The sequence below is a fragment of the Pseudomonas sp. TH06 genome (assembly GCF_016651305.1).
Taxonomy (GTDB): Bacteria; Pseudomonadota; Gammaproteobacteria; order Pseudomonadales; family Pseudomonadaceae; genus Aquipseudomonas.
Map to the genome: position 1 here is coordinate 2,223,161 of NZ_JAEKEC010000001.1, position 17,715 is coordinate 2,240,875.

Here is a 17,715-nt window from a genome sequence, read left to right on the forward strand (position 1 = left end):
GATTGCCCGCTCTCTGCTCCGCCAGGAGGAAAGGCCTTGAAAGACCTACTGAATTTGCTGAAAAACCAGGGTCAAGTCGAAGAGTTCGACGCCATCCGTATCGGATTGGCCTCGCCTGAGATGATCCGCTCATGGTCGTTCGGTGAAGTTAAAAAGCCGGAAACCATCAACTACCGTACGTTCAAACCTGAGCGTGACGGTCTGTTCTGCGCCAAGATCTTTGGCCCGGTAAAGGATTACGAGTGCCTGTGCGGTAAGTACAAGCGCTTGAAGCACCGTGGTGTGATCTGCGAGAAGTGCGGCGTTGAAGTTGCACTGGCCAAGGTTCGTCGTGAGCGCATGGCGCACATCGAACTGGCTTCGCCGGTTGCCCACATCTGGTTCCTGAAATCGCTGCCGTCCCGTATCGGTTTGCTGATGGACATGACCCTGCGTGATATCGAACGCGTTCTCTACTTCGAGAGCTATGTCGTTATCGATCCAGGCATGACCACCCTTGAAAAAGGTCAGCTGCTGAACGACGAGCAGTACTTCGAAGCATTGGAAGAGTTCGGTGACGATTTCGACGCCCGCATGGGTGCTGAAGCTGTCCGTGAACTGCTGCACGCTATCGACCTGGAGCACGAGATTGGCCGCCTGCGCGAAGAGATTCCGCAAACCAACTCCGAAACCAAGATCAAGAAGCTGTCCAAACGTCTGAAGTTGATGGAAGCCTTCCAGGGTTCCGGCAACCTGCCAGAGTGGATGGTGCTGACCGTTCTGCCGGTTCTGCCGCCAGATCTGCGTCCACTGGTCCCGCTGGATGGCGGTCGTTTCGCGACTTCCGACCTCAACGATCTGTATCGTCGAGTGATCAACCGTAACAACCGTTTGAAGCGCCTGCTGGATCTGTCCGCTCCGGACATCATCGTGCGCAACGAAAAGCGTATGTTGCAGGAAGCTGTCGATGCATTGCTCGACAACGGTCGTCGTGGCCGCGCTATCACCGGTTCGAACAAGCGTCCTCTGAAATCCCTGGCTGACATGATCAAGGGTAAGCAAGGTCGTTTCCGTCAGAACTTGCTCGGTAAGCGTGTTGACTACTCCGGTCGTTCGGTAATTACCGTAGGCCCGACTCTGCGTCTGCACCAGTGCGGTCTGCCGAAGAAGATGGCTCTCGAGCTGTTCAAACCGTTCATTTTCGGCAAGCTGGAAATGCGCGGTCTCGCGACTACCATCAAAGCGGCCAAGAAAATGGTCGAGCGCGAACTGCCAGAGGTTTGGGACGTTCTCGCTGAAGTGATTCGCGAACACCCGGTTCTTCTCAACCGTGCACCGACCCTTCACCGTCTGGGTATCCAGGCGTTTGAACCGGTACTGATCGAAGGTAAGGCTATCCAGCTGCACCCTCTGGTCTGCGCCGCGTACAACGCCGACTTCGACGGCGACCAAATGGCCGTGCACGTACCGCTGACGCTGGAAGCCCAGCTCGAAGCGCGTGCGTTGATGATGTCGACCAACAACATTCTGTCGCCAGCCAACGGTGAGCCAATCATCGTTCCGTCGCAGGACGTTGTATTGGGTCTGTACTACATGACTCGTGAAGCGATCAACGCCAAAGGCGAAGGGCGTGTATTCGCGGATCTGCAGGAAGTTGACCGTGTGTTCCGTGCCGGCGAAGCCGCACTGCACGCCAAGGTTAAAGTACGTATCAACGAAACCGTCAATGACCGTGACGGCAACAGCGTGAGCGGTACCCGTATTGTCGACACTACTGTCGGCCGTGCGCTGCTGTTCCAGGTTGTGCCAAAAGGTCTGTCGTACGACGTCGTCAACTTGCCGATGAAGAAAAAGGCGATCTCCAAGCTGATCAACCAGTGCTACCGCGTGGTTGGTCTGAAAGAGACCGTTATCTTCGCTGACCAGTTGATGTACACCGGTTTCGCTTACTCGACTATCTCCGGCGTTTCGATCGGTGTTAACGACTTCGTTATCCCGGATGAAAAAGCCCGCATCATCGGTGCTGCCACCGACGAAGTGAAAGAGATCGAGAGCCAGTACGCCTCCGGCCTGGTAACCCAGGGCGAGAAGTACAACAAAGTGATCGACCTTTGGTCGAAAGCGAACGACGAAGTTTCCAAGGCAATGATGGCCAACCTCTCGAAAGAGAAGGTTATTGACCGTCACGGCGTTGAAGTCGACCAAGAATCCTTCAACTCGATGTACATGATGGCCGACTCGGGTGCGCGGGGTTCCGCAGCACAGATTCGTCAGCTGGCCGGTATGCGTGGTCTGATGGCCAAGCCGGACGGTTCCATCATTGAAACGCCGATTACTGCGAACTTCCGTGAAGGTTTGAGCGTACTTCAGTACTTCATCTCGACTCACGGTGCTCGTAAAGGTCTGGCGGATACCGCGTTGAAAACTGCGAACTCCGGTTACCTGACTCGTCGTCTGGTAGACGTGGCGCAGGATCTGGTTGTAACCGAGATCGATTGCGGCACCGAACACGGTCTGCTGATGACTCCGCACATTGAAGGCGGTGACGTTGTAGAGCCGTTGGGTGAGCGCGTATTGGGTCGTGTTATTGCCCGTGACGTATTCAAGCCAGGCACCGAGGACGTTATCGTTCCGGCCGGTACCCTGGTAGACGAGAAGTGGGTTGAATTCATCGAGCTGAACAGCATCGACGAAGTGATCGTGCGTTCGCCGATCAGCTGCGAAACCCGCTATGGCATTTGCGCCAAGTGCTACGGCCGTGACTTGGCTCGTGGTCACCAGGTGAATATCGGTGAAGCTGTCGGCGTTATCGCTGCCCAGTCCATCGGTGAGCCGGGTACCCAGCTGACGATGCGTACGTTCCACATCGGTGGTGCGGCAAGCCGTACTTCCGCAGCCGACAGCGTTCAGGTGAAGAATGGCGGTACCGTCCGTCTGCACAACCTGAAGCACGTTGAGCGAGTGGATGGTCACTTGGTTGCTGTGTCCCGTTCCGGTGAGCTGGCAATCGCTGATGACTTCGGTCGTGAGCGTGAGCGTTACAAGCTGCCGTACGGTGCTGTGATTTCGGTTAAAGAGGGTGACAAGGTCGACGCTGGCGCAATCGTGGCCAAGTGGGATCCGCACACTCACCCAATCGTTACCGAAATGAAAGGTACCGTGACCTACGTGGGCATGGAAGAAGGCATCACGATCAAGCGTCAGACTGACGAATTGACCGGTATGACCAACATTGAAGTACTCGACGCGAAAGATCGTCCAGCTGCGGGCAAAGAAATCCGTCCAGCAGTGAAGATGGTCGACGACAACGGCAAGGATTTGTTGCTGCCAGGCACTGACGTTATCGCTCAGTACTTCCTGCCAGCCAACGCCCTGGTCGGTGTAGCGGATGGTGCGAAGATCGCGATCGGTGATGTTATCGCTCGTATCCCGCAAGAAACTTCGAAAACTCGTGACATCACCGGTGGTCTGCCGCGTGTTGCCGACTTGTTCGAAGCTCGTCGTCCGAAAGAAGCGTCGATTCTGGCTGAAGTCAGCGGCACCATCGCGTTCGGTAAAGAAACCAAAGGCAAGCGCCGTCTGGTTATTACCCCGAACGACGGTACCGATCCGTACGAAGAGCTGATTCCGAAGTGGCGTCACCTGAACGTGTTCGAAGGCGAACAGGTAAACCGCGGCGAAGTTATCTCCGACGGTCCAAGCGATCCGCATGACATCCTGCGTCTGCTGGGTGTGAGCGCGCTGGCCAAGTACATCGTGAACGAGATCCAGGACGTTTACCGTCTGCAAGGCGTGAAGATCAACGACAAGCACATCGAGACCATCCTGCGTCAGATGCTGCGTAAAGTTGAAATCGCTGAATCCGGCGATTCCAGTTTCATCAAGGGCGACCAGATGGAACTGACTCACGTATTGGTAGAGAACGAGCGTCTGGGCGGCGAAGACAAGTTCGTCTCCAAGTACACTCGTGTTCTGCTGGGTATCACCAAGGCGTCGTTGTCGACCGAATCGTTCATCTCGGCGGCTTCCTTCCAGGAAACCACCCGTGTACTGACCGAGGCGGCCGTTACCGGCAAGCGCGATTATCTGCGCGGCCTGAAAGAAAACGTGGTCGTGGGTCGTCTGATCCCGGCTGGTACCGGTTTGGCCTATCACAGTGAGCGCAAGCGTCGCCGTGAAGCAGACAAGCCGTTGCGCGTAAGCGCCAGTGAAGTGGAAGCTGCACTGACCGAAGCGCTGAACTCGAGCGGTAACTGAGTTCTGCGATATATGAGCTGAGGCCCTGATCGCTCCGTTCGTCGAATCGAGACAAATTGTCAAGGTTCGACGAGCGGGGAGGTCGGGGCCTTGCCTTGACTGGGGACAAGATCCTCTTTAGACTCTTGATCCCCTAAATTTGGCGGGAATTCGTTCCTGCCATTTTGCTTTTCTTGCAAGACAATAGCGTCGCAAGACAACAGTGGAGCTAGTAGATGGCAACTATCAACCAGCTGGTACGTCAGCCGCGTAAGCGTATCGTCGAGAAATCCGACGTACCTGCGCTGCAGAACTGCCCGCAACGTCGTGGCGTGTGCACCCGTGTGTACACCACTACGCCGAAAAAACCTAACTCGGCACTGCGTAAAGTATGCCGTGTGCGCCTGACCAACGGTTTCGAGGTTTCCTCGTACATCGGTGGTGAAGGTCACAACCTGCAAGAGCACAGCGTGGTACTGATCCGCGGCGGTCGTGTAAAAGACTTGCCAGGTGTTCGTTACCACACCGTTCGCGGCTCTTTGGATACTTCCGGCGTTAAAGGTCGTAACCAAGGTCGTTCGAAGTACGGTACCAAGCGTCCGAAGTAATCGGCCGTTTTGCAGATTTTCATTTTATTGAGTCGATAAGAGTAAGGTCGGGCACGCATCCATTGGATCTGTCCCGAGCTAACCTGAAGACCGCTTGAGGGCTTATCATGCCAAGACGTCGCGTAGCAGCAAAGCGTGAGATTCTGGACGATCCGAAATACGGAAGCCAGATCCTCGCCAAATTCATGAACCACGTTATGGAAAGCGGTAAGAAAGCCGTTGCCGAGCGTATCGTTTATGGTGCCCTGGAAACCGTTGCGACCCGTAAGGCTGGCACCGATCCCCTGGAACTCTTCGAAAAAGCACTCGACGCCATCGCTCCGCTGGTCGAAGTGAAGTCGCGCCGCGTTGGTGGTGCTACTTACCAGGTTCCGGTCGAGGTTCGTCCTTCCCGTCGTAACGCTCTGGCAATGCGCTGGTTGGTAGACTTCGCCCGTAAGCGTGGCGAGAAGTCTATGGCTCTGCGTTTGGCTGGCGAACTGCTGGATGCTGCTGAAGGTAAAGGTGCTGCTGTTAAGAAGCGTGAAGACGTGCACCGTATGGCTGAAGCCAACAAAGCTTTCTCGCACTACCGCTTCTAATTTTAGCTTCACTAATTTTGCGAGGGCTTTATGGCTCGTACTACTCCGATTAGTCGCTACCGTAACATCGGTATCGTCGCTCACGTGGATGCTGGTAAAACCACCACCACCGAGCGCGTCCTTTTTTACACCGGCAAAAGTCACAAAATGGGCGAGGTGCATGACGGCGCCGCGACCACAGACTGGATGGTTCAGGAGCAGGAGCGTGGTATTACCATTACTTCTGCTGCCATTACCGCCTTCTGGAAAGGTTCCGAGAAGCAGTACTCGCACGAGCACCGTTTCAACGTAATCGATACCCCGGGCCACGTAGACTTCACCATTGAAGTTGAGCGTTCCCTGCGCGTACTCGACGGCGCTGTCGTTGTGTTCTGCGGTACTTCGGGTGTTGAGCCTCAGTCGGAAACCGTATGGCGTCAAGCCAACAAATACGGCGTTCCGCGTCTTGTTTACGTTAACAAGATGGACCGTGCTGGCGCCAACTTCCTGCGCGTGATTGGTCAGATCAAGCAGCGTCTGGGTCACACTCCGGTGCCAATCCAGTTGGCCATCGGTTCCGAAGACAACTTCCAGGGTCAGATCGATCTGATCAACATGCAAGCTGTCTACTGGAACGACTCTGACAAAGGTATGGTCCCTGTTCGCAAGGACATTCCTGCTGAGCTCCAGGAGCTGGCTGAAGAGTGGCGCAACAACATGGTTGAAGCTGCTGCTGAAGCCAACGAAGAGCTGATGAACAAGTACCTGGAAGGCGAAGAGCTGACGATCGAAGAGATCAAAGCTGCTCTGCGTCAGCGTACTATCGCCGGCGAAATCGTTCTGGCCGTTTGCGGTTCTTCCTTCAAGAACAAGGGTGTTCCCTTGGTTCTCGACGCCGTTATCGACTACCTGCCTGCGCCAACTGATATTCCTGCTATCAAGGGTACTAACCCTGATAACGAGGAAGAAGAGATGGAGCGTCATGCAGACGACAGCGAGCCTTTCGCGGCTCTGGCGTTCAAGATCGCTACCGACCCATTCGTGGGTACCTTGACCTTCGTCCGCGTTTACTCGGGCGTGTTGAACTCCGGCGACGGCGTGATCAACTCGGTTAAGGGCAAGAAAGAGCGCGTGGGTCGTATGGTGCAAATGCACGCAAACGCCCGTGAAGAGATCAAGGAAGTGCGCGCTGGCGACATCGCGGCCCTGATCGGCATGAAGGACGTCACCACTGGTGAAACCCTCTGCAACGCTGACAAACCAATCATCCTGGTTCGTATGGACTTCCCGGAGCCGGTTATTTCGGTTGCCGTAGAGCCTAAGACCAAGGATGACCAGGAAAAAATGGGTATTGCTCTGGGTAAGCTTGCTCAGGAAGACCCGTCTTTCCGCGTTAAAACTGATGAAGAGACTGGTCAAACGATCATCTCTGGCATGGGCGAGCTGCACCTGGACATCCTGGTTGACCGGATGCGCCGTGAGTTCAACGTCGAAGCCAACATCGGCAAGCCTCAGGTTTCGTATCGTGAGCGCATCACGAAGAACTGTGAAATCGAAGGCAAGTTCGTTCGTCAGTCCGGTGGTCGCGGCCAGTTCGGTCACTGCTGGATCCGTTTTGCTCCTGCTGACGAAGGTCAGGAAGGTCTGCAATTCGTGAACGAAGTTGTAGGTGGTGTGGTTCCTAAGGAATACATCCCGGCTATCCAGAAGGGTATCGAAGAGCAGATGAAGAACGGCGTTGTTGCCGGCTATCCGCTGATCGGCCTGAAGGCTACCGTGTTCGATGGTTCTTACCACGACGTCGACTCCAACGAGATGGCGTTTAAGGTGGCTGCTTCCATGGCGACCAAGCAACTGGCCCAGAAGGGCGGTGGTGAGTTGCTCGAGCCGATCATGGCGGTAGAGGTTGTTACGCCTGAAGACTATATGGGTGATGTAATGGGCGACCTTAACCGTCGTCGCGGCATGATCCAGGGTATGGAAGACACAGTGTCCGGCAAGGTTATCCGTGCCGAAGTTCCACTGGGTGAAATGTTTGGTTATGCGACCGACGTTCGTTCCATGTCCCAGGGTCGCGCAAGCTACTCTATGGAATTCAAAAAATACGATACGGCTCCGTCGCACATCGTCGAATCCGTAACCAAAAAACAAGGCTGATTCAGCCCCTTTAGGCTAGGAGTTAATTGTCGTGGCTAAAGAAAAATTTGATCGTTCCCTACCGCACGTCAACGTTGGCACCATCGGTCACGTTGACCACGGTAAAACCACTCTGACTGCTGCTCTGACTCGCGTTTGCTCCGAAGTTTTCGGTTCTGCAATCGTTGACTTCGACAAGATCGACAGCGCACCAGAAGAAAAAGCTCGCGGTATCACCATCAACACCGCTCACGTTGAGTACAACTCGAAGATCCGTCACTACGCTCACGTTGACTGCCCAGGTCACGCTGACTATGTGAAGAACATGATCACCGGTGCTGCTCAAATGGACGGCGCTATTCTGGTTTGCTCGGCCGCTGATGGTCCGATGCCACAAACCCGTGAGCACATCCTGCTGTCCCGCCAGGTAGGCGTTCCGTACATCGTGGTTTTCCTGAACAAGGCTGACCTGGTAGACGACGCTGAGCTGCTGGAACTGGTTGAGATGGAAGTTCGCGACCTGCTGTCCACCTACGACTTCCCGGGCGATGACACTCCAATCATCATCGGTTCGGCTCGTATGGCGCTGGAAGGCAAAGACGACAACGAGATGGGCACCACTGCCGTCAAGAAGCTGGTTGAGACTCTGGACAGCTACATCCCAGAACCAGTACGTGTTACCGACAAGCCGTTCCTGATGCCAATCGAAGACGTATTCTCGATCTCGGGTCGCGGTACTGTTGTAACTGGTCGTATCGAGCGCGGTATCGTTCGCGTTCAGGATCCGCTGGAAATCGTTGGTCTGCGTGACACCACCGTTACTACTTGCACCGGTGTTGAAATGTTCCGCAAGCTGCTCGACGAAGGTCGTGCTGGCGAGAACTGCGGCGTTCTGCTGCGTGGCACCAAGCGTGATGACGTTGAGCGTGGTCAGGTTCTGGTTAAGCCGGGTTCGGTTAAGCCGCACACCAAGTTCACCGCAGAAGTTTATGTTCTGAGCAAGGAAGAAGGCGGTCGTCACACTCCGTTCTTCAAAGGCTACCGTCCACAGTTCTACTTCCGTACTACTGACGTGACTGGTAACTGCGAGCTGCCAGAAGGCGTTGAAATGGTAATGCCAGGTGACAACATTCAGATGACTGTTACCCTGATCAAAACCATCGCGATGGAAGACGGTCTGCGTTTCGCTATCCGTGAAGGCGGTCGTACCGTCGGCGCTGGCGTCGTAGCCAAAATCATCGAGTAATCTCTTTTATTAGAGTTAGCTTGATGGATTGAAAAAGCCCCCGCTCAGCGGGGGCTTTTTTATTGGGTTGACACCTATCTGGGGCGTCTATAGAATTGCGCCTCCTTTTAACGGGCGTATTGCGCCCGGTGGGAATAGCAGCCGGAGTCTGAAATCCAATGCAAAATCAGCAAATCCGTATCAGGTTGAAGGCTTTTGACCATCGCCTGATCGACCAATCAACCCAGGAAATCGTGGAAACCGCGAAACGTACTGGTGCTCAAGTGCGTGGTCCAATTCCACTGCCTACCCGTAAAGAGCGGTTCACCGTTCTGGTTTCCCCGCACGTCAACAAAGACGCGCGTGACCAGTACGAAATCCGCACTCATAAGCGCGTTCTGGACATCGTCCAGCCAACGGATAAAACCGTTGATGCTCTTATGAAGCTTGATCTTGCGGCCGGTGTGGAAGTGCAGATCAGCCTCGGCTAAGACTCGGTCTTAGTCGTGTAACGCTCTGAAATGGGCGGCCATAGCGGGTGAAAGCCCCGTACACTCATGAGGTTTACAACATGACTATTGGTGTAGTCGGTCGTAAATGCGGTATGACCCGTATTTTCACCGAAGAAGGTGTCTCCATTCCGGTCACGGTCATTGAGATCGAGCCGAATCGCGTCACCCAGTTCAAAACTGAAGAGACCGATGGCTATCGTGCAGTGCAAGTCACTGTCGGCGAGCGTCGTGCTTCGCGTGTAACAGCAGCTCAAGCTGGCCACTTCGCTAAAGCGAACGTTGCCGCTGGTCGCACCACCATGGAATTCCGTCTTGAAGAAGGCGAGTACCAGGCTGGCGATCTGATCAACGCTGAAATCTTCGCCGCTGGTCAACTGGTTGATGTAACCGGTCAATCCAAGGGTAAAGGCTTCCAGGGTACGATCAAGCGTTGGAATTTCCGCGGGCAAGATAACACCCACGGTAACTCCGTATCCCACCGCGTCCCAGGCTCTATCGGCCAGTGCCAGACTCCTGGTCGTGTATTCAAGGGCAAAAAAATGTCCGGTCATATGGGCGCTGAGCGCGTGACCGTGCAGTCCCTGGAAGTAGTGCGCGTGGACGCTGAACGCAATCTGTTGTTGGTCAAGGGTGCTGTTCCTGGCGCTACTGGCGGCAACCTGGTTGTACGTCCAGCAGCCAAGGCTCGCGGTTAAGGGGAAGCTGACATGCAATTAAATGTAAATGACGCTCAAGCGATCGAAGTTTCCGAACTGACATTTGGCGGCGAGTTCAACGAGACGCTGGTTCACCAAGCAGTCGTGGCCTACATGGCCGGCGGCCGTCAAGGTACCAAGCAGCAAAAGACCCGTTCCGACGTTCGTGGTGGCGGTAAGCGCCCATGGCGTCAGAAAGGTACTGGCCGTGCTCGTGCCGGTACTATCCGTAGCCCAATCTGGCGTGGCGGCGGTACCACTTTTGCAGCTCGTCCACAGGATCACTCCCAGAAGCTGAACAAGAAGATGTATCGCGCAGCAATGCGTTCCATCCTTGCTGAGCTGGTGCGTACTGATCGTCTGGTCGTGGTTCAGGATTTCGCTGTTGAAACTCCGAAAACCAAAGATCTGCTGGGCAAGCTGAACAACATGAGCCTGACCGATGTTCTCATCGTGTCGGACGCTGTTGATCAGAACCTGTACCTGGCTGCTCGTAACCTGCCGCACGTAGATGTACGTGACGTTCAAGGTTCCGATCCAGTTAGTCTGATCGCATACGACAAGGTGTTAATCACCGTGTCGGCCGTGAAGAAATTCGAGGAGCTGCTGGGATGAACCAGGAACGCGTATTTAAAGTTCTGCTTGGCCCGCACGTTTCCGAGAAGGCTACGGTTCTGGCAGACAAGAAAGGCCAGTTCGTTTTCAAGGTTGCTACTGACGCAACCAAGCTGGAAATCAAGAAGGCCGTCGAAAGCCTGTTCAGCGTGAAAGTAGAGCGCGTCACTACCCTGAACGTTCTGGGTAAGAGCAAGCGCACTGCTCGCGGTCTGGGCAAGCGTAATGACTGGAAGAAGGCAGTTATCTCCCTTCAGCCAGGCCAAGATCTCGATTTCAGCAGCAGTGCTGAGTAAGGAAGGGGTGCATCATGGCAATCGTTAAATGCAAACCGACTTCCCCTGGCCGCCGTTTTGTGGTCAAGGTGGTCAACCAGGAGCTGCATAAAGGCGCTCCTCACGCACCGCTGCTCGAGAAAAAATCGAAGACTGGTGGTCGTAACAACAATGGCCGTATTACCACTCGTCACATCGGTGGTGGTCATAAGCAGCATTATCGTATGGTCGATTTCCGTCGCAACGACAAAGATGGCATCGTCGCCACTGTCGAGCGTATTGAATACGATCCAAACCGTACTGCTCACATCGCACTGCTCTGCTACGCAGACGGCGAGCGTCGCTACATCATTGCCCCTAAAGGCGTGAGTGCTGGCGACCAGCTGATCGCAGGCGCTCTGGCTCCAATCAAGCCAGGCAACGCTCTGCAACTGCGCAACATTCCAGTCGGTTCTACCGTACACGGCATCGAACTGAAGCCAGGTAAAGGCGCACAGATCGCTCGTTCCGCTGGTGCTTCGGCTCAGCTGATCGCTCGTGAAGGCGTGTACGTTACCCTGCGTCTGCGTTCCGGTGAAATGCGTAAAGTCCTGGCTGAATGCCGTGCGACCCTGGGCGAAGTCTCGAACTCCGAGCATAGCCTGCGTTCGCTGGGTAAAGCTGGTGCCAAGCGCTGGCGTGGCGTTCGCCCAACCGTTCGTGGTGTTGCCATGAACCCGGTTGACCACCCACATGGTGGTGGTGAAGGTCGTACCTCTGGTGGTCGTCATCCGGTATCGCCATGGGGCTTCCCGACTAAGGGCGCGAAGACTCGTGGTAATAAGCGTACCGACAAAATGATCGTCCGTCGTCGCAAGTAAATAGAGGGATACGACAGTGCCACGTTCTCTGAAAAAAGGTCCTTTTATTGATCTTCACCTACTGAAGAAGATCGAAGTGGCGGCGGAAAAGAACGATCGCAAACCAATTAAGACTTGGTCGCGTCGTTCGATGATCCTGCCACAGATGGTCGGTCTGACCATCGCCGTACATAACGGTCGTCAGCACGTCCCAGTTCTCGTGAACGAAGACATGGTCGGCCATAAACTGGGCGAGTTCGCCGGTACCCGCACTTATCGTGGGCACGTGGCAGACAAGAAAGCCAAGCGTTAAGGGGTTAGGAAATGGAAGTAGCCGCTAAGTTGTCGGGCGCTCGAATCTCCGCCCAGAAAGCCCGCTTGGTCGCCGACCAGATCCGCGGGAAGAAGGTGGGCGAAGCGCTCAACTTGTTGGCTTTCAGCAGTAAGAAAGCCGCCGAGATCATGAAGAAAGTGCTGGAGTCGGCCGTAGCCAACGCCGAGCATAACGAAGGCGCAGACGTTGATGACCTGAAGGTCAGCACTGTTTTCGTCAACGAAGGGCGTTCGCTGAAGCGCATCATGCCACGTGCCAAAGGCCGTGCTGATCGCATCGTCAAGCGGTCTTGCCATATCACTGTCAAGGTTGCTGACAAGTAACGGAGTCGAAGAGATGGGTCAGAAAGTACATCCCATTGGCATTCGCCTGGGAATCGTCAAGGAGCACACCTCCGTCTGGTACGCAGACGGTCGGACTTATGCGGACTACTTGTTCGCAGATCTGAAAGTGCGTGAGTATCTCCAAGACAAACTAAAAAGCGCGTCCGTAAGCCGTATCGATATCCATCGTCCGGCCCAAACTGCACGTATCACCATCCACACCGCTCGTCCGGGTATCGTTATCGGGAAGAAAGGTGAAGATGTTGAGAAACTGCGTCAGGACCTGACCAAGCAAATGGGTGTGCCTGTGCACATCAATATCGAAGAGATCCGCAAGCCGGAGCTCGACGGTATGCTGGTTGCGCAGAGCGTAGCTCAGCAGCTGGAGCGTCGTGTAATGTTCCGTCGCGCTATGAAGCGCGCAGTTCAGAACGCCATGCGCATTGGTGCCAAAGGCATCAAAATCCAAGTGAGCGGTCGTCTCGGCGGTGCTGAAATCGCACGTACTGAATGGTATCGCGAAGGTCGTGTGCCATTGCACACCCTGCGTGCCGACATCGACTATGCCAACTACGAAGCTCACACCACTTACGGTGTGATCGGTGTAAAGGTTTGGATCTTCAAAGGCGAAGTAATTGGTGGTCGCCAAGAAGAGCTGAAGCCACAAGCACCAGCGCCTCGTAAAAAAGCTGCTAAGTAAGGGGTACGCCAAATGTTGCAACCTAAGCGTACGAAGTTCCGCAAGCAGATGACAGGCCACAACCGTGGTCTGGCTCAGCGCGGTAGCAAAGTCAGCTTCGGCGAGTTCGCGCTGAAGTCTGTAGCTCGTGGTCGTCTCACCGCTCGTCAGATCGAGTCAGCGCGTCGTGCTCTGACCCGTCACGTTAAACGTGGCGGCAAGATCTGGATCCGTGTATTCCCGGACAAGCCGATTTCCAAAAAGCCCCTCGAAGTTCGGATGGGTAAAGGTAAGGGTAGTGTCGAATACTGGGTAGCCCAGATTCAGCCAGGCAAAGTCCTGTATGAAATCGAGGGTGTTTCTGAAGAGCTGGCGCGTGAGGCTTTTGCCCTGGCTGCTGCAAAGCTGCCGCTCGCCACCGCCTTTGTTAAACGGACGGTGATGTGATGAAAGCGAATGAACTTCGTGAAAAATCCGCACAGCAGCTGAACGAGCAACTGCTCGGCTTGCTGCGCGACCAGTTCAATCTGCGTATGCAGAAAGCAACTGGCCAGTTGGGGCAGTCTCATCTGCTCTCGCAAGTTAAGCGTGACATCGCTCGCGTGAAGACTGTGCTCAACCAGCAGGCAGGTAAGTGATCATGGCTGAAGCCGAAAAAACTGTCCGTACGCTGACTGGCCGTGTTGTCAGCGACAAGATGGACAAAACCATCACCGTACTGATCGAGCGTCGCGTTAAGCACCCGATCTACGGTAAATACGTTAAGCGTTCGACTAAGCTGCACGCGCACGACGAAACCAATCAGTGCCACATCGGCGACAAAGTCACTATTCGTGAAACTCGTCCTTTGGCCAAGACCAAGTCTTGGGCGCTGGTTGATGTTCTCGAACGCGCTGTGGAAGTCTAAGGACTAGGGGTCGGAGAAATTATATGATTCAGACTCAATCCATGCTCGATGTGGCCGATAACAGCGGCGCTCGCCGTGTTATGTGCATCAAGGTGCTGGGTGGCTCCCATCGTCGTTACGCTGGTATCGGTGACATCATCAAAGTTACCGTGAAGGAAGCAATTCCTCGCGGTAAAGTGAAAAAAGGCCAAGTGATGACTGCTGTTGTGGTCCGCACTCGTCACGGCGTACGTCGTGCTGATGGCTCCATTATCCGCTTTGATGGCAACGCTGCTGTTCTTCTGAACAACAAGCAAGAGCCGATCGGCACCCGTATCTTTGGGCCAGTGACCCGTGAGCTTCGTACTGAGAAGTTCATGAAGATCGTCTCGCTCGCCCCAGAAGTGCTGTAAGGAGATCCGACATGCAAAAGATTCGTCGTGACGACGAGATCATCGTGATCGCCGGCAAAGACAAAGGTAAGCGCGGTAAGGTGCTTAAGGTTCTTGCTAATAACCGTCTGGTTATTAGCGGTCTGAACCTGGTTAAGCGTCATACCAAGCCTAACCCGATGTCGGGCGTACAAGGCGGTATCGTCGAAAAAGAAGCTCCACTGGACGCTTCTAACGTCGCCATTTTCAACGGCGAAACCAACAAGGCTGACCGCGTTGGTTTTAAAGTAGAAGACGGCAAGAAAATTCGTGTCTTCAAGTCGACCCAAAAAGCGGTTGATGCTTGAACACTGCTAGGTAGAAGACCATGGCACGACTAAAAGAGATTTACTGGAAGGAAATCGCACCGAAGCTTAAGGAAGAACTTAAGCTTTCGAACGTGATGGAAGTTCCACGCGTTACAAAAATCACCCTGAACATGGGTTTGGGCGAAGCTGTTGGTGACAAAAAAGTCATCGAGCACGCTGTTGCTGACCTGGAAAAGATCACCGGCCAGAAAGTCGTTGTGACCTACGCTCGTAAATCCATCGCTGGCTTTAAAGTCCGCGAAGGATGGCCGATCGGCGTCAAAGTGACCCTGCGCCGTGAGCGTATGTACGAGTTCCTGGATCGTCTGCTGTCGATCTCCCTGCCTCGGGTTCGCGACTTCCGCGGCCTGAATGCCAAGTCCTTCGATGGTCGTGGTAACTACAGCATGGGCGTGAAAGAGCAGATCATTTTCCCGGAAATCGACTACGACAAGATCGATGCTCTCCGCGGTCTGGACATTACCCTGACCACCACTGCCAAGAACGATGATGAAGGCCGCGCTCTGCTGCGTGCTTTCAAATTCCCGTTCCGCAACTGATTGGAGTAGGAAAATGGCCAAGAAGAGCATGAAAAACCGTGAGCTGAAGCGTCAGCTCACTGTTGCCAAGTACGCCACCAAGCGTGCAGCGCTGAAAGCTATCATCGTCGATCTGAACGCAAGTCCAGAAGCACGCTGGGAAGCTACCGTAGCTCTGCAGAAGCAACCACGTGACGCAAGCGCTTCGCGCATGCGTAACCGTTGCCGCCTGACTGGTCGTCCGCACGGCGTTTACCGCAAGTTCGGCCTTGGCCGTAACAAGCTGCGTGAAGCTGCAATGCGTGGTGACGTTCCAGGTCTGGTTAAAGCCAGCTGGTAATCGTTGTCAAAGCCTTGATGGTCGGGTTCGCAAGAACCTGACCATCGGTGGCCTTGAATCTGAATCAAGCCCCTTTTGGGGCTTGATTCATTTCTGGGGTGTGTCTAGAATGACCGGCTCGCCTGAGCCCGTGTTTTTCATGCCCGGAAATTCTCGGCGACAAGTAGTAGCCGCAAGGCTAATTTTTCTGTATTAGGAGCGTCTAGCCCATGAGTATGCAGGACCCGTTAGCGGACATGCTAACTCGAATCCGTAATGCCCAGATGGCTGAAAAGTCTGTCGTAAGCATGCCGTCTTCCACGCTGAAGGTGGCTGTAGCAAAAGTCCTGAAGGACGAAGGTTACATCGCGGATTTTCAGATCACCACCGACGCTAAGCCGTCGTTGTCCATCTCGCTGAAGTACTTCGAAGGCCGTCCGGTTATCGAAGAAGTGAAGCGCGTTAGTCGTCCAGGCCTGCGTCAGTACAAGTCCGTTGAAGATCTGCCGAAAGTTCGTGGCGGTCTTGGCGTGTCTATCGTCTCCACCAACAAAGGTGTGATGACGGATCGTGCTGCGCGCGCTGCCGGTGTCGGCGGCGAAGTTCTTTGCACTGTGTTCTAAGGGGGGATAAGCATGTCTCGCGTCGCTAAGAACCCCGTTAAGCTGCCAGCCGGTGTCGAAGTAAAATTCGCAGGCCAACAGCTTTCGGTGAAGGGTGCCAAGGGTACTCTTGAACTGAACATCCATTCGTCCGTTGAGATCGTTGAAGAAGCTGGTGAGCTGCGTTTCGCTGCTCGCAATGGCGATCAACAAACTCGCGCAATGGCCGGTACCACGCGTGCGTTGGTAAACAACATGGTCCAAGGCGTAAGCCAAGGCTTCGAGCGCAAGCTCCAGCTGGTCGGTGTTGGTTACAAGGCGCAAGCAAAAGGCACGGTTTTGAACCTGGCCCTTGGCTTCTCGCACCCAGTGGATTACGAACTGCCGGAAGGCATCACCGCTGAGACTCCTAGCCAGACCGATATCCTGATCAAGGGCATCGACAAGCAGCTGGTAGGTCAAGTGGCTGCTGAGATCCGCGACTTCCGTCCACCAGAGCCGTACAAAGGCAAAGGTGTGCGCTACGCGGACGAAGTCGTCCGTCGTAAAGAAGCCAAGAAGAAGTAGGGCATAGCAAATGACCGACAAAAAAGTTACTCGACTGCGTCGCGCTCGCAAAGCACGCCTGAAAATGCACGAACTCGAAGTCGTGCGTCTCTGCGTGTTCCGCTCGTCGCAGCACATCTACGCCCAGGTCATCTCGGCCGACGGCAACAAAGTCCTGGCAAGCGCCTCGACTTTGGATAAAGAACTGCGTGATGGCGCCACTGGCAACATCGACGCGGCCACAAAGGTTGGCCAGCTGGTCGCTACGCGTGCTAAGGCCGCTGGCGTCTCGCAAGTGGCTTTCGACCGCTCTGGCTTCAAGTACCACGGCCGCGTTAAAGCGCTGGCTGATGCTGCTCGTGAAGCTGGGCTGGAGTTCTAAGTTATGTCAAATAACGACCAAAAGCGCGACGAAGGCTACATTGAGAAGCTGGTTCAAGTTAACCGCGTAGCCAAAACCGTAAAAGGCGGCCGTATCTTCACTTTCACCGCGTTGACCGTGGTTGGTGATGGTAAAGGGCGTGTTGGCTTCGGCCGTGGCAAGTCGCGTGAAGTGCCTGCTGCGATCCAGAAGGCAATGGAAGCTGCTCGCCGCAACATGATTCAAGTTGACCTGAACGGCACCACTCTGCAGTACGCAATGAAGTCCGCTCACGGCGCTTCGAAGGTGTACATGCAGCCTGCTTCTGAAGGTACCGGTATCATCGCTGGTGGCGCTATGCGTGCCGTCCTCGAAGTTGCTGGCGTTCAGAACGTTCTGGCCAAGTGCTACGGCTCGACTAACCCGGTAAACGTGGTTCACGCCACTTTCAAGGGTTTGAAGGCTATGCAATCTCCTGAGTCCATCGCTGCCAAGCGTGGTCTGACTGTCAAGGAGATCTTCTGATCATGGCTACCGTTAAAGTAACGCTGATCAAAAGCATGACCGGCCGCATCCCTAACCACAAACTGTGCGTTAAGGGTCTGGGTCTGCGTCGCATCGGTCACACTGTAGAAGTCCAGGATACTCCCGAGAATCGCGGGATGATCAACAAGGCTTACTACATGCTGCGTGTCGAGGGTTAATCG

Annotated in this window: 25 protein-coding genes; all 25 read left to right on the forward strand. The window is 54.6% G+C overall.

The genetic code is table 11. From position 1 onward, the window contains the following. The first annotated feature begins 36 nt into the window (after window positions 1-36). The 25 genes from rpoC to rpmD all read left to right on the forward strand — a co-directional run bounded on the left by rpoC (window position 37) and on the right by rpmD (window position 17,712). A complete protein-coding gene (rpoC, locus tag JFT86_RS09960; RefSeq protein ID WP_007916472.1) occupies window positions 37-4,236 on the forward strand; it encodes a DNA-directed RNA polymerase subunit beta' in 4,200 nt (1,399 codons plus the stop codon). 215 nt (window positions 4,237-4,451) lie between these two features. Next, on the forward strand, window positions 4,452-4,823 hold the full coding sequence (gene rpsL, locus JFT86_RS09965; RefSeq protein ID WP_003186084.1) for a 30S ribosomal protein S12: 372 nt from the start codon (window positions 4,452-4,454) through the stop codon (window positions 4,821-4,823). A gap of 107 nt (window positions 4,824-4,930) precedes the next feature. Continuing rightward, on the forward strand, window positions 4,931-5,404 hold the full coding sequence (rpsG, locus tag JFT86_RS09970) for a 30S ribosomal protein S7 (RefSeq protein ID WP_007916467.1): 474 nt from the start codon (window positions 4,931-4,933) through the stop codon (window positions 5,402-5,404). Between the two features lie 30 nt (window positions 5,405-5,434). Continuing rightward, complete coding sequence (gene fusA, locus JFT86_RS09975) at window positions 5,435-7,540, forward strand: elongation factor G (RefSeq protein WP_201236603.1); 2,106 nt, start codon at window positions 5,435-5,437, stop codon at window positions 7,538-7,540. Window positions 7,541-7,571: 31 nt separating this feature from the next. After that, window positions 7,572-8,765 carry an elongation factor Tu gene (gene tuf / locus JFT86_RS09980; RefSeq protein WP_053124324.1) on the forward strand — a complete coding sequence of 398 codons (1,194 nt, stop codon included), beginning with the start codon at window positions 7,572-7,574 and terminating at the stop codon, window positions 8,763-8,765. 158 nt (window positions 8,766-8,923) lie between these two features. Then, window positions 8,924-9,235 carry a 30S ribosomal protein S10 gene (rpsJ, locus tag JFT86_RS09985; RefSeq protein ID WP_003186070.1) on the forward strand — a complete coding sequence of 104 codons (312 nt, stop codon included), beginning with the start codon at window positions 8,924-8,926 and terminating at the stop codon, window positions 9,233-9,235. A gap of 80 nt (window positions 9,236-9,315) precedes the next feature. Then, a complete protein-coding gene (gene rplC, locus JFT86_RS09990; RefSeq protein WP_003228738.1) occupies window positions 9,316-9,951 on the forward strand; it encodes a 50S ribosomal protein L3 in 636 nt (211 codons plus the stop codon). Window positions 9,952-9,963: 12 nt separating this feature from the next. Continuing rightward, window positions 9,964-10,566 (forward strand): 50S ribosomal protein L4, encoded by a 603-nt coding sequence (gene rplD / locus JFT86_RS09995; protein ID WP_007918468.1) that lies wholly within the window; start codon window positions 9,964-9,966, stop codon window positions 10,564-10,566. After that, a complete protein-coding gene (gene rplW / locus JFT86_RS10000; protein ID WP_002555488.1) occupies window positions 10,563-10,862 on the forward strand; it encodes a 50S ribosomal protein L23 in 300 nt (99 codons plus the stop codon). Before rplD ends, rplW begins: the two co-directional genes overlap by 4 nt. A 14-nt stretch (window positions 10,863-10,876) precedes the next feature. Continuing rightward, on the forward strand, window positions 10,877-11,701 hold the full coding sequence (rplB, locus tag JFT86_RS10005; protein ID WP_003228734.1) for a 50S ribosomal protein L2: 825 nt from the start codon (window positions 10,877-10,879) through the stop codon (window positions 11,699-11,701). Window positions 11,702-11,717: 16 nt separating this feature from the next. Continuing rightward, the gene (gene rpsS / locus JFT86_RS10010) at window positions 11,718-11,993 is read left to right on the forward strand and encodes a 30S ribosomal protein S19 (RefSeq protein WP_003228731.1); all 276 of its coding nucleotides are present in this window, start codon (window positions 11,718-11,720) and stop codon (window positions 11,991-11,993) included. Window positions 11,994-12,004: 11 nt separating this feature from the next. Continuing rightward, on the forward strand, window positions 12,005-12,337 hold the full coding sequence (gene rplV, locus JFT86_RS10015; RefSeq protein WP_003103908.1) for a 50S ribosomal protein L22: 333 nt from the start codon (window positions 12,005-12,007) through the stop codon (window positions 12,335-12,337). A gap of 13 nt (window positions 12,338-12,350) precedes the next feature. After that, complete coding sequence (rpsC, locus tag JFT86_RS10020) at window positions 12,351-13,037, forward strand: 30S ribosomal protein S3 (RefSeq protein WP_003176422.1); 687 nt, start codon at window positions 12,351-12,353, stop codon at window positions 13,035-13,037. 12 nt (window positions 13,038-13,049) lie between these two features. Then, complete coding sequence (gene rplP, locus JFT86_RS10025; RefSeq protein WP_007896757.1) at window positions 13,050-13,463, forward strand: 50S ribosomal protein L16; 414 nt, start codon at window positions 13,050-13,052, stop codon at window positions 13,461-13,463. Next, window positions 13,463-13,654, forward strand: coding sequence for a 50S ribosomal protein L29 (gene rpmC, locus JFT86_RS10030; RefSeq protein WP_002555481.1), 192 nt, complete (start codon window positions 13,463-13,465; stop codon window positions 13,652-13,654). Before rplP ends, rpmC begins: the two co-directional genes overlap by 1 nt. Before the next feature lie 2 nt (window positions 13,655-13,656). Then, complete coding sequence (gene rpsQ, locus JFT86_RS10035) at window positions 13,657-13,923, forward strand: 30S ribosomal protein S17 (protein ID WP_003176419.1); 267 nt, start codon at window positions 13,657-13,659, stop codon at window positions 13,921-13,923. Window positions 13,924-13,946: 23 nt separating this feature from the next. Then, the gene (rplN, locus tag JFT86_RS10040) at window positions 13,947-14,315 is read left to right on the forward strand and encodes a 50S ribosomal protein L14 (RefSeq protein WP_002555479.1); all 369 of its coding nucleotides are present in this window, start codon (window positions 13,947-13,949) and stop codon (window positions 14,313-14,315) included. A gap of 11 nt (window positions 14,316-14,326) precedes the next feature. Further along, entirely contained in the window at window positions 14,327-14,641 is a 315-nt protein-coding gene (rplX, locus tag JFT86_RS10045; RefSeq protein WP_008081905.1) for a 50S ribosomal protein L24, read from the forward strand. A gap of 20 nt (window positions 14,642-14,661) precedes the next feature. Then, window positions 14,662-15,201: a 50S ribosomal protein L5 gene (gene rplE, locus JFT86_RS10050; protein ID WP_003176415.1), complete on the forward strand. Its 540-nt coding sequence runs from the start codon at window positions 14,662-14,664 to the stop codon at window positions 15,199-15,201. Window positions 15,202-15,214: 13 nt separating this feature from the next. Next, window positions 15,215-15,520 (forward strand): 30S ribosomal protein S14, encoded by a 306-nt coding sequence (gene rpsN, locus JFT86_RS10055; RefSeq protein ID WP_003228726.1) that lies wholly within the window; start codon window positions 15,215-15,217, stop codon window positions 15,518-15,520. Between the two features lie 209 nt (window positions 15,521-15,729). After that, entirely contained in the window at window positions 15,730-16,122 is a 393-nt protein-coding gene (gene rpsH / locus JFT86_RS10060) for a 30S ribosomal protein S8 (RefSeq protein ID WP_007966178.1), read from the forward strand. Window positions 16,123-16,134: 12 nt separating this feature from the next. Beyond that, window positions 16,135-16,668 carry a 50S ribosomal protein L6 gene (rplF, locus tag JFT86_RS10065; protein ID WP_003176412.1) on the forward strand — a complete coding sequence of 178 codons (534 nt, stop codon included), beginning with the start codon at window positions 16,135-16,137 and terminating at the stop codon, window positions 16,666-16,668. Window positions 16,669-16,678: 10 nt separating this feature from the next. Continuing rightward, window positions 16,679-17,029, forward strand: coding sequence for a 50S ribosomal protein L18 (gene rplR / locus JFT86_RS10070; protein WP_003186037.1), 351 nt, complete (start codon window positions 16,679-16,681; stop codon window positions 17,027-17,029). 3 nt (window positions 17,030-17,032) lie between these two features. Next, the gene (rpsE, locus tag JFT86_RS10075; RefSeq protein ID WP_003176409.1) at window positions 17,033-17,533 is read left to right on the forward strand and encodes a 30S ribosomal protein S5; all 501 of its coding nucleotides are present in this window, start codon (window positions 17,033-17,035) and stop codon (window positions 17,531-17,533) included. Window positions 17,534-17,535: 2 nt separating this feature from the next. Further along, window positions 17,536-17,712 carry a 50S ribosomal protein L30 gene (gene rpmD, locus JFT86_RS10080; RefSeq protein WP_003176408.1) on the forward strand — a complete coding sequence of 59 codons (177 nt, stop codon included), beginning with the start codon at window positions 17,536-17,538 and terminating at the stop codon, window positions 17,710-17,712. Window positions 17,713-17,715: the final 3 nt, after the last annotated feature.

Coding starts and splice junctions, on each gene's coding strand:
- rpsL (WP_003186084.1), top strand. CDS start 4,452: ATGGCAACTATCAACCAGCTGGTACGTCAGCCGCGTAAGCGTATCGTC.
- rpsG (WP_007916467.1), top strand. CDS start 4,931: ATGCCAAGACGTCGCGTAGCAGCAAAGCGTGAGATTCTGGACGATCCG.
- fusA (WP_201236603.1), top strand. CDS start 5,435: ATGGCTCGTACTACTCCGATTAGTCGCTACCGTAACATCGGTATCGTC.
- rpsJ (WP_003186070.1), top strand. CDS start 8,924: ATGCAAAATCAGCAAATCCGTATCAGGTTGAAGGCTTTTGACCATCGC.
- rplC (WP_003228738.1), top strand. CDS start 9,316: ATGACTATTGGTGTAGTCGGTCGTAAATGCGGTATGACCCGTATTTTC.
- rplD (WP_007918468.1), top strand. CDS start 9,964: ATGCAATTAAATGTAAATGACGCTCAAGCGATCGAAGTTTCCGAACTG.
- rplW (WP_002555488.1), top strand. CDS start 10,563: ATGAACCAGGAACGCGTATTTAAAGTTCTGCTTGGCCCGCACGTTTCC.
- rplB (WP_003228734.1), top strand. CDS start 10,877: ATGGCAATCGTTAAATGCAAACCGACTTCCCCTGGCCGCCGTTTTGTG.
- rplV (WP_003103908.1), top strand. CDS start 12,005: ATGGAAGTAGCCGCTAAGTTGTCGGGCGCTCGAATCTCCGCCCAGAAA.
- rpsC (WP_003176422.1), top strand. CDS start 12,351: ATGGGTCAGAAAGTACATCCCATTGGCATTCGCCTGGGAATCGTCAAG.
- rplP (WP_007896757.1), top strand. CDS start 13,050: ATGTTGCAACCTAAGCGTACGAAGTTCCGCAAGCAGATGACAGGCCAC.
- rpmC (WP_002555481.1), top strand. CDS start 13,463: ATGAAAGCGAATGAACTTCGTGAAAAATCCGCACAGCAGCTGAACGAG.
- rpsQ (WP_003176419.1), top strand. CDS start 13,657: ATGGCTGAAGCCGAAAAAACTGTCCGTACGCTGACTGGCCGTGTTGTC.
- rplN (WP_002555479.1), top strand. CDS start 13,947: ATGATTCAGACTCAATCCATGCTCGATGTGGCCGATAACAGCGGCGCT.
- rplX (WP_008081905.1), top strand. CDS start 14,327: ATGCAAAAGATTCGTCGTGACGACGAGATCATCGTGATCGCCGGCAAA.
- rplE (WP_003176415.1), top strand. CDS start 14,662: ATGGCACGACTAAAAGAGATTTACTGGAAGGAAATCGCACCGAAGCTT.
- rpsN (WP_003228726.1), top strand. CDS start 15,215: ATGGCCAAGAAGAGCATGAAAAACCGTGAGCTGAAGCGTCAGCTCACT.
- rpsH (WP_007966178.1), top strand. CDS start 15,730: ATGAGTATGCAGGACCCGTTAGCGGACATGCTAACTCGAATCCGTAAT.
- rplF (WP_003176412.1), top strand. CDS start 16,135: ATGTCTCGCGTCGCTAAGAACCCCGTTAAGCTGCCAGCCGGTGTCGAA.
- rplR (WP_003186037.1), top strand. CDS start 16,679: ATGACCGACAAAAAAGTTACTCGACTGCGTCGCGCTCGCAAAGCACGC.
- rpsE (WP_003176409.1), top strand. CDS start 17,033: ATGTCAAATAACGACCAAAAGCGCGACGAAGGCTACATTGAGAAGCTG.
- rpmD (WP_003176408.1), top strand. CDS start 17,536: ATGGCTACCGTTAAAGTAACGCTGATCAAAAGCATGACCGGCCGCATC.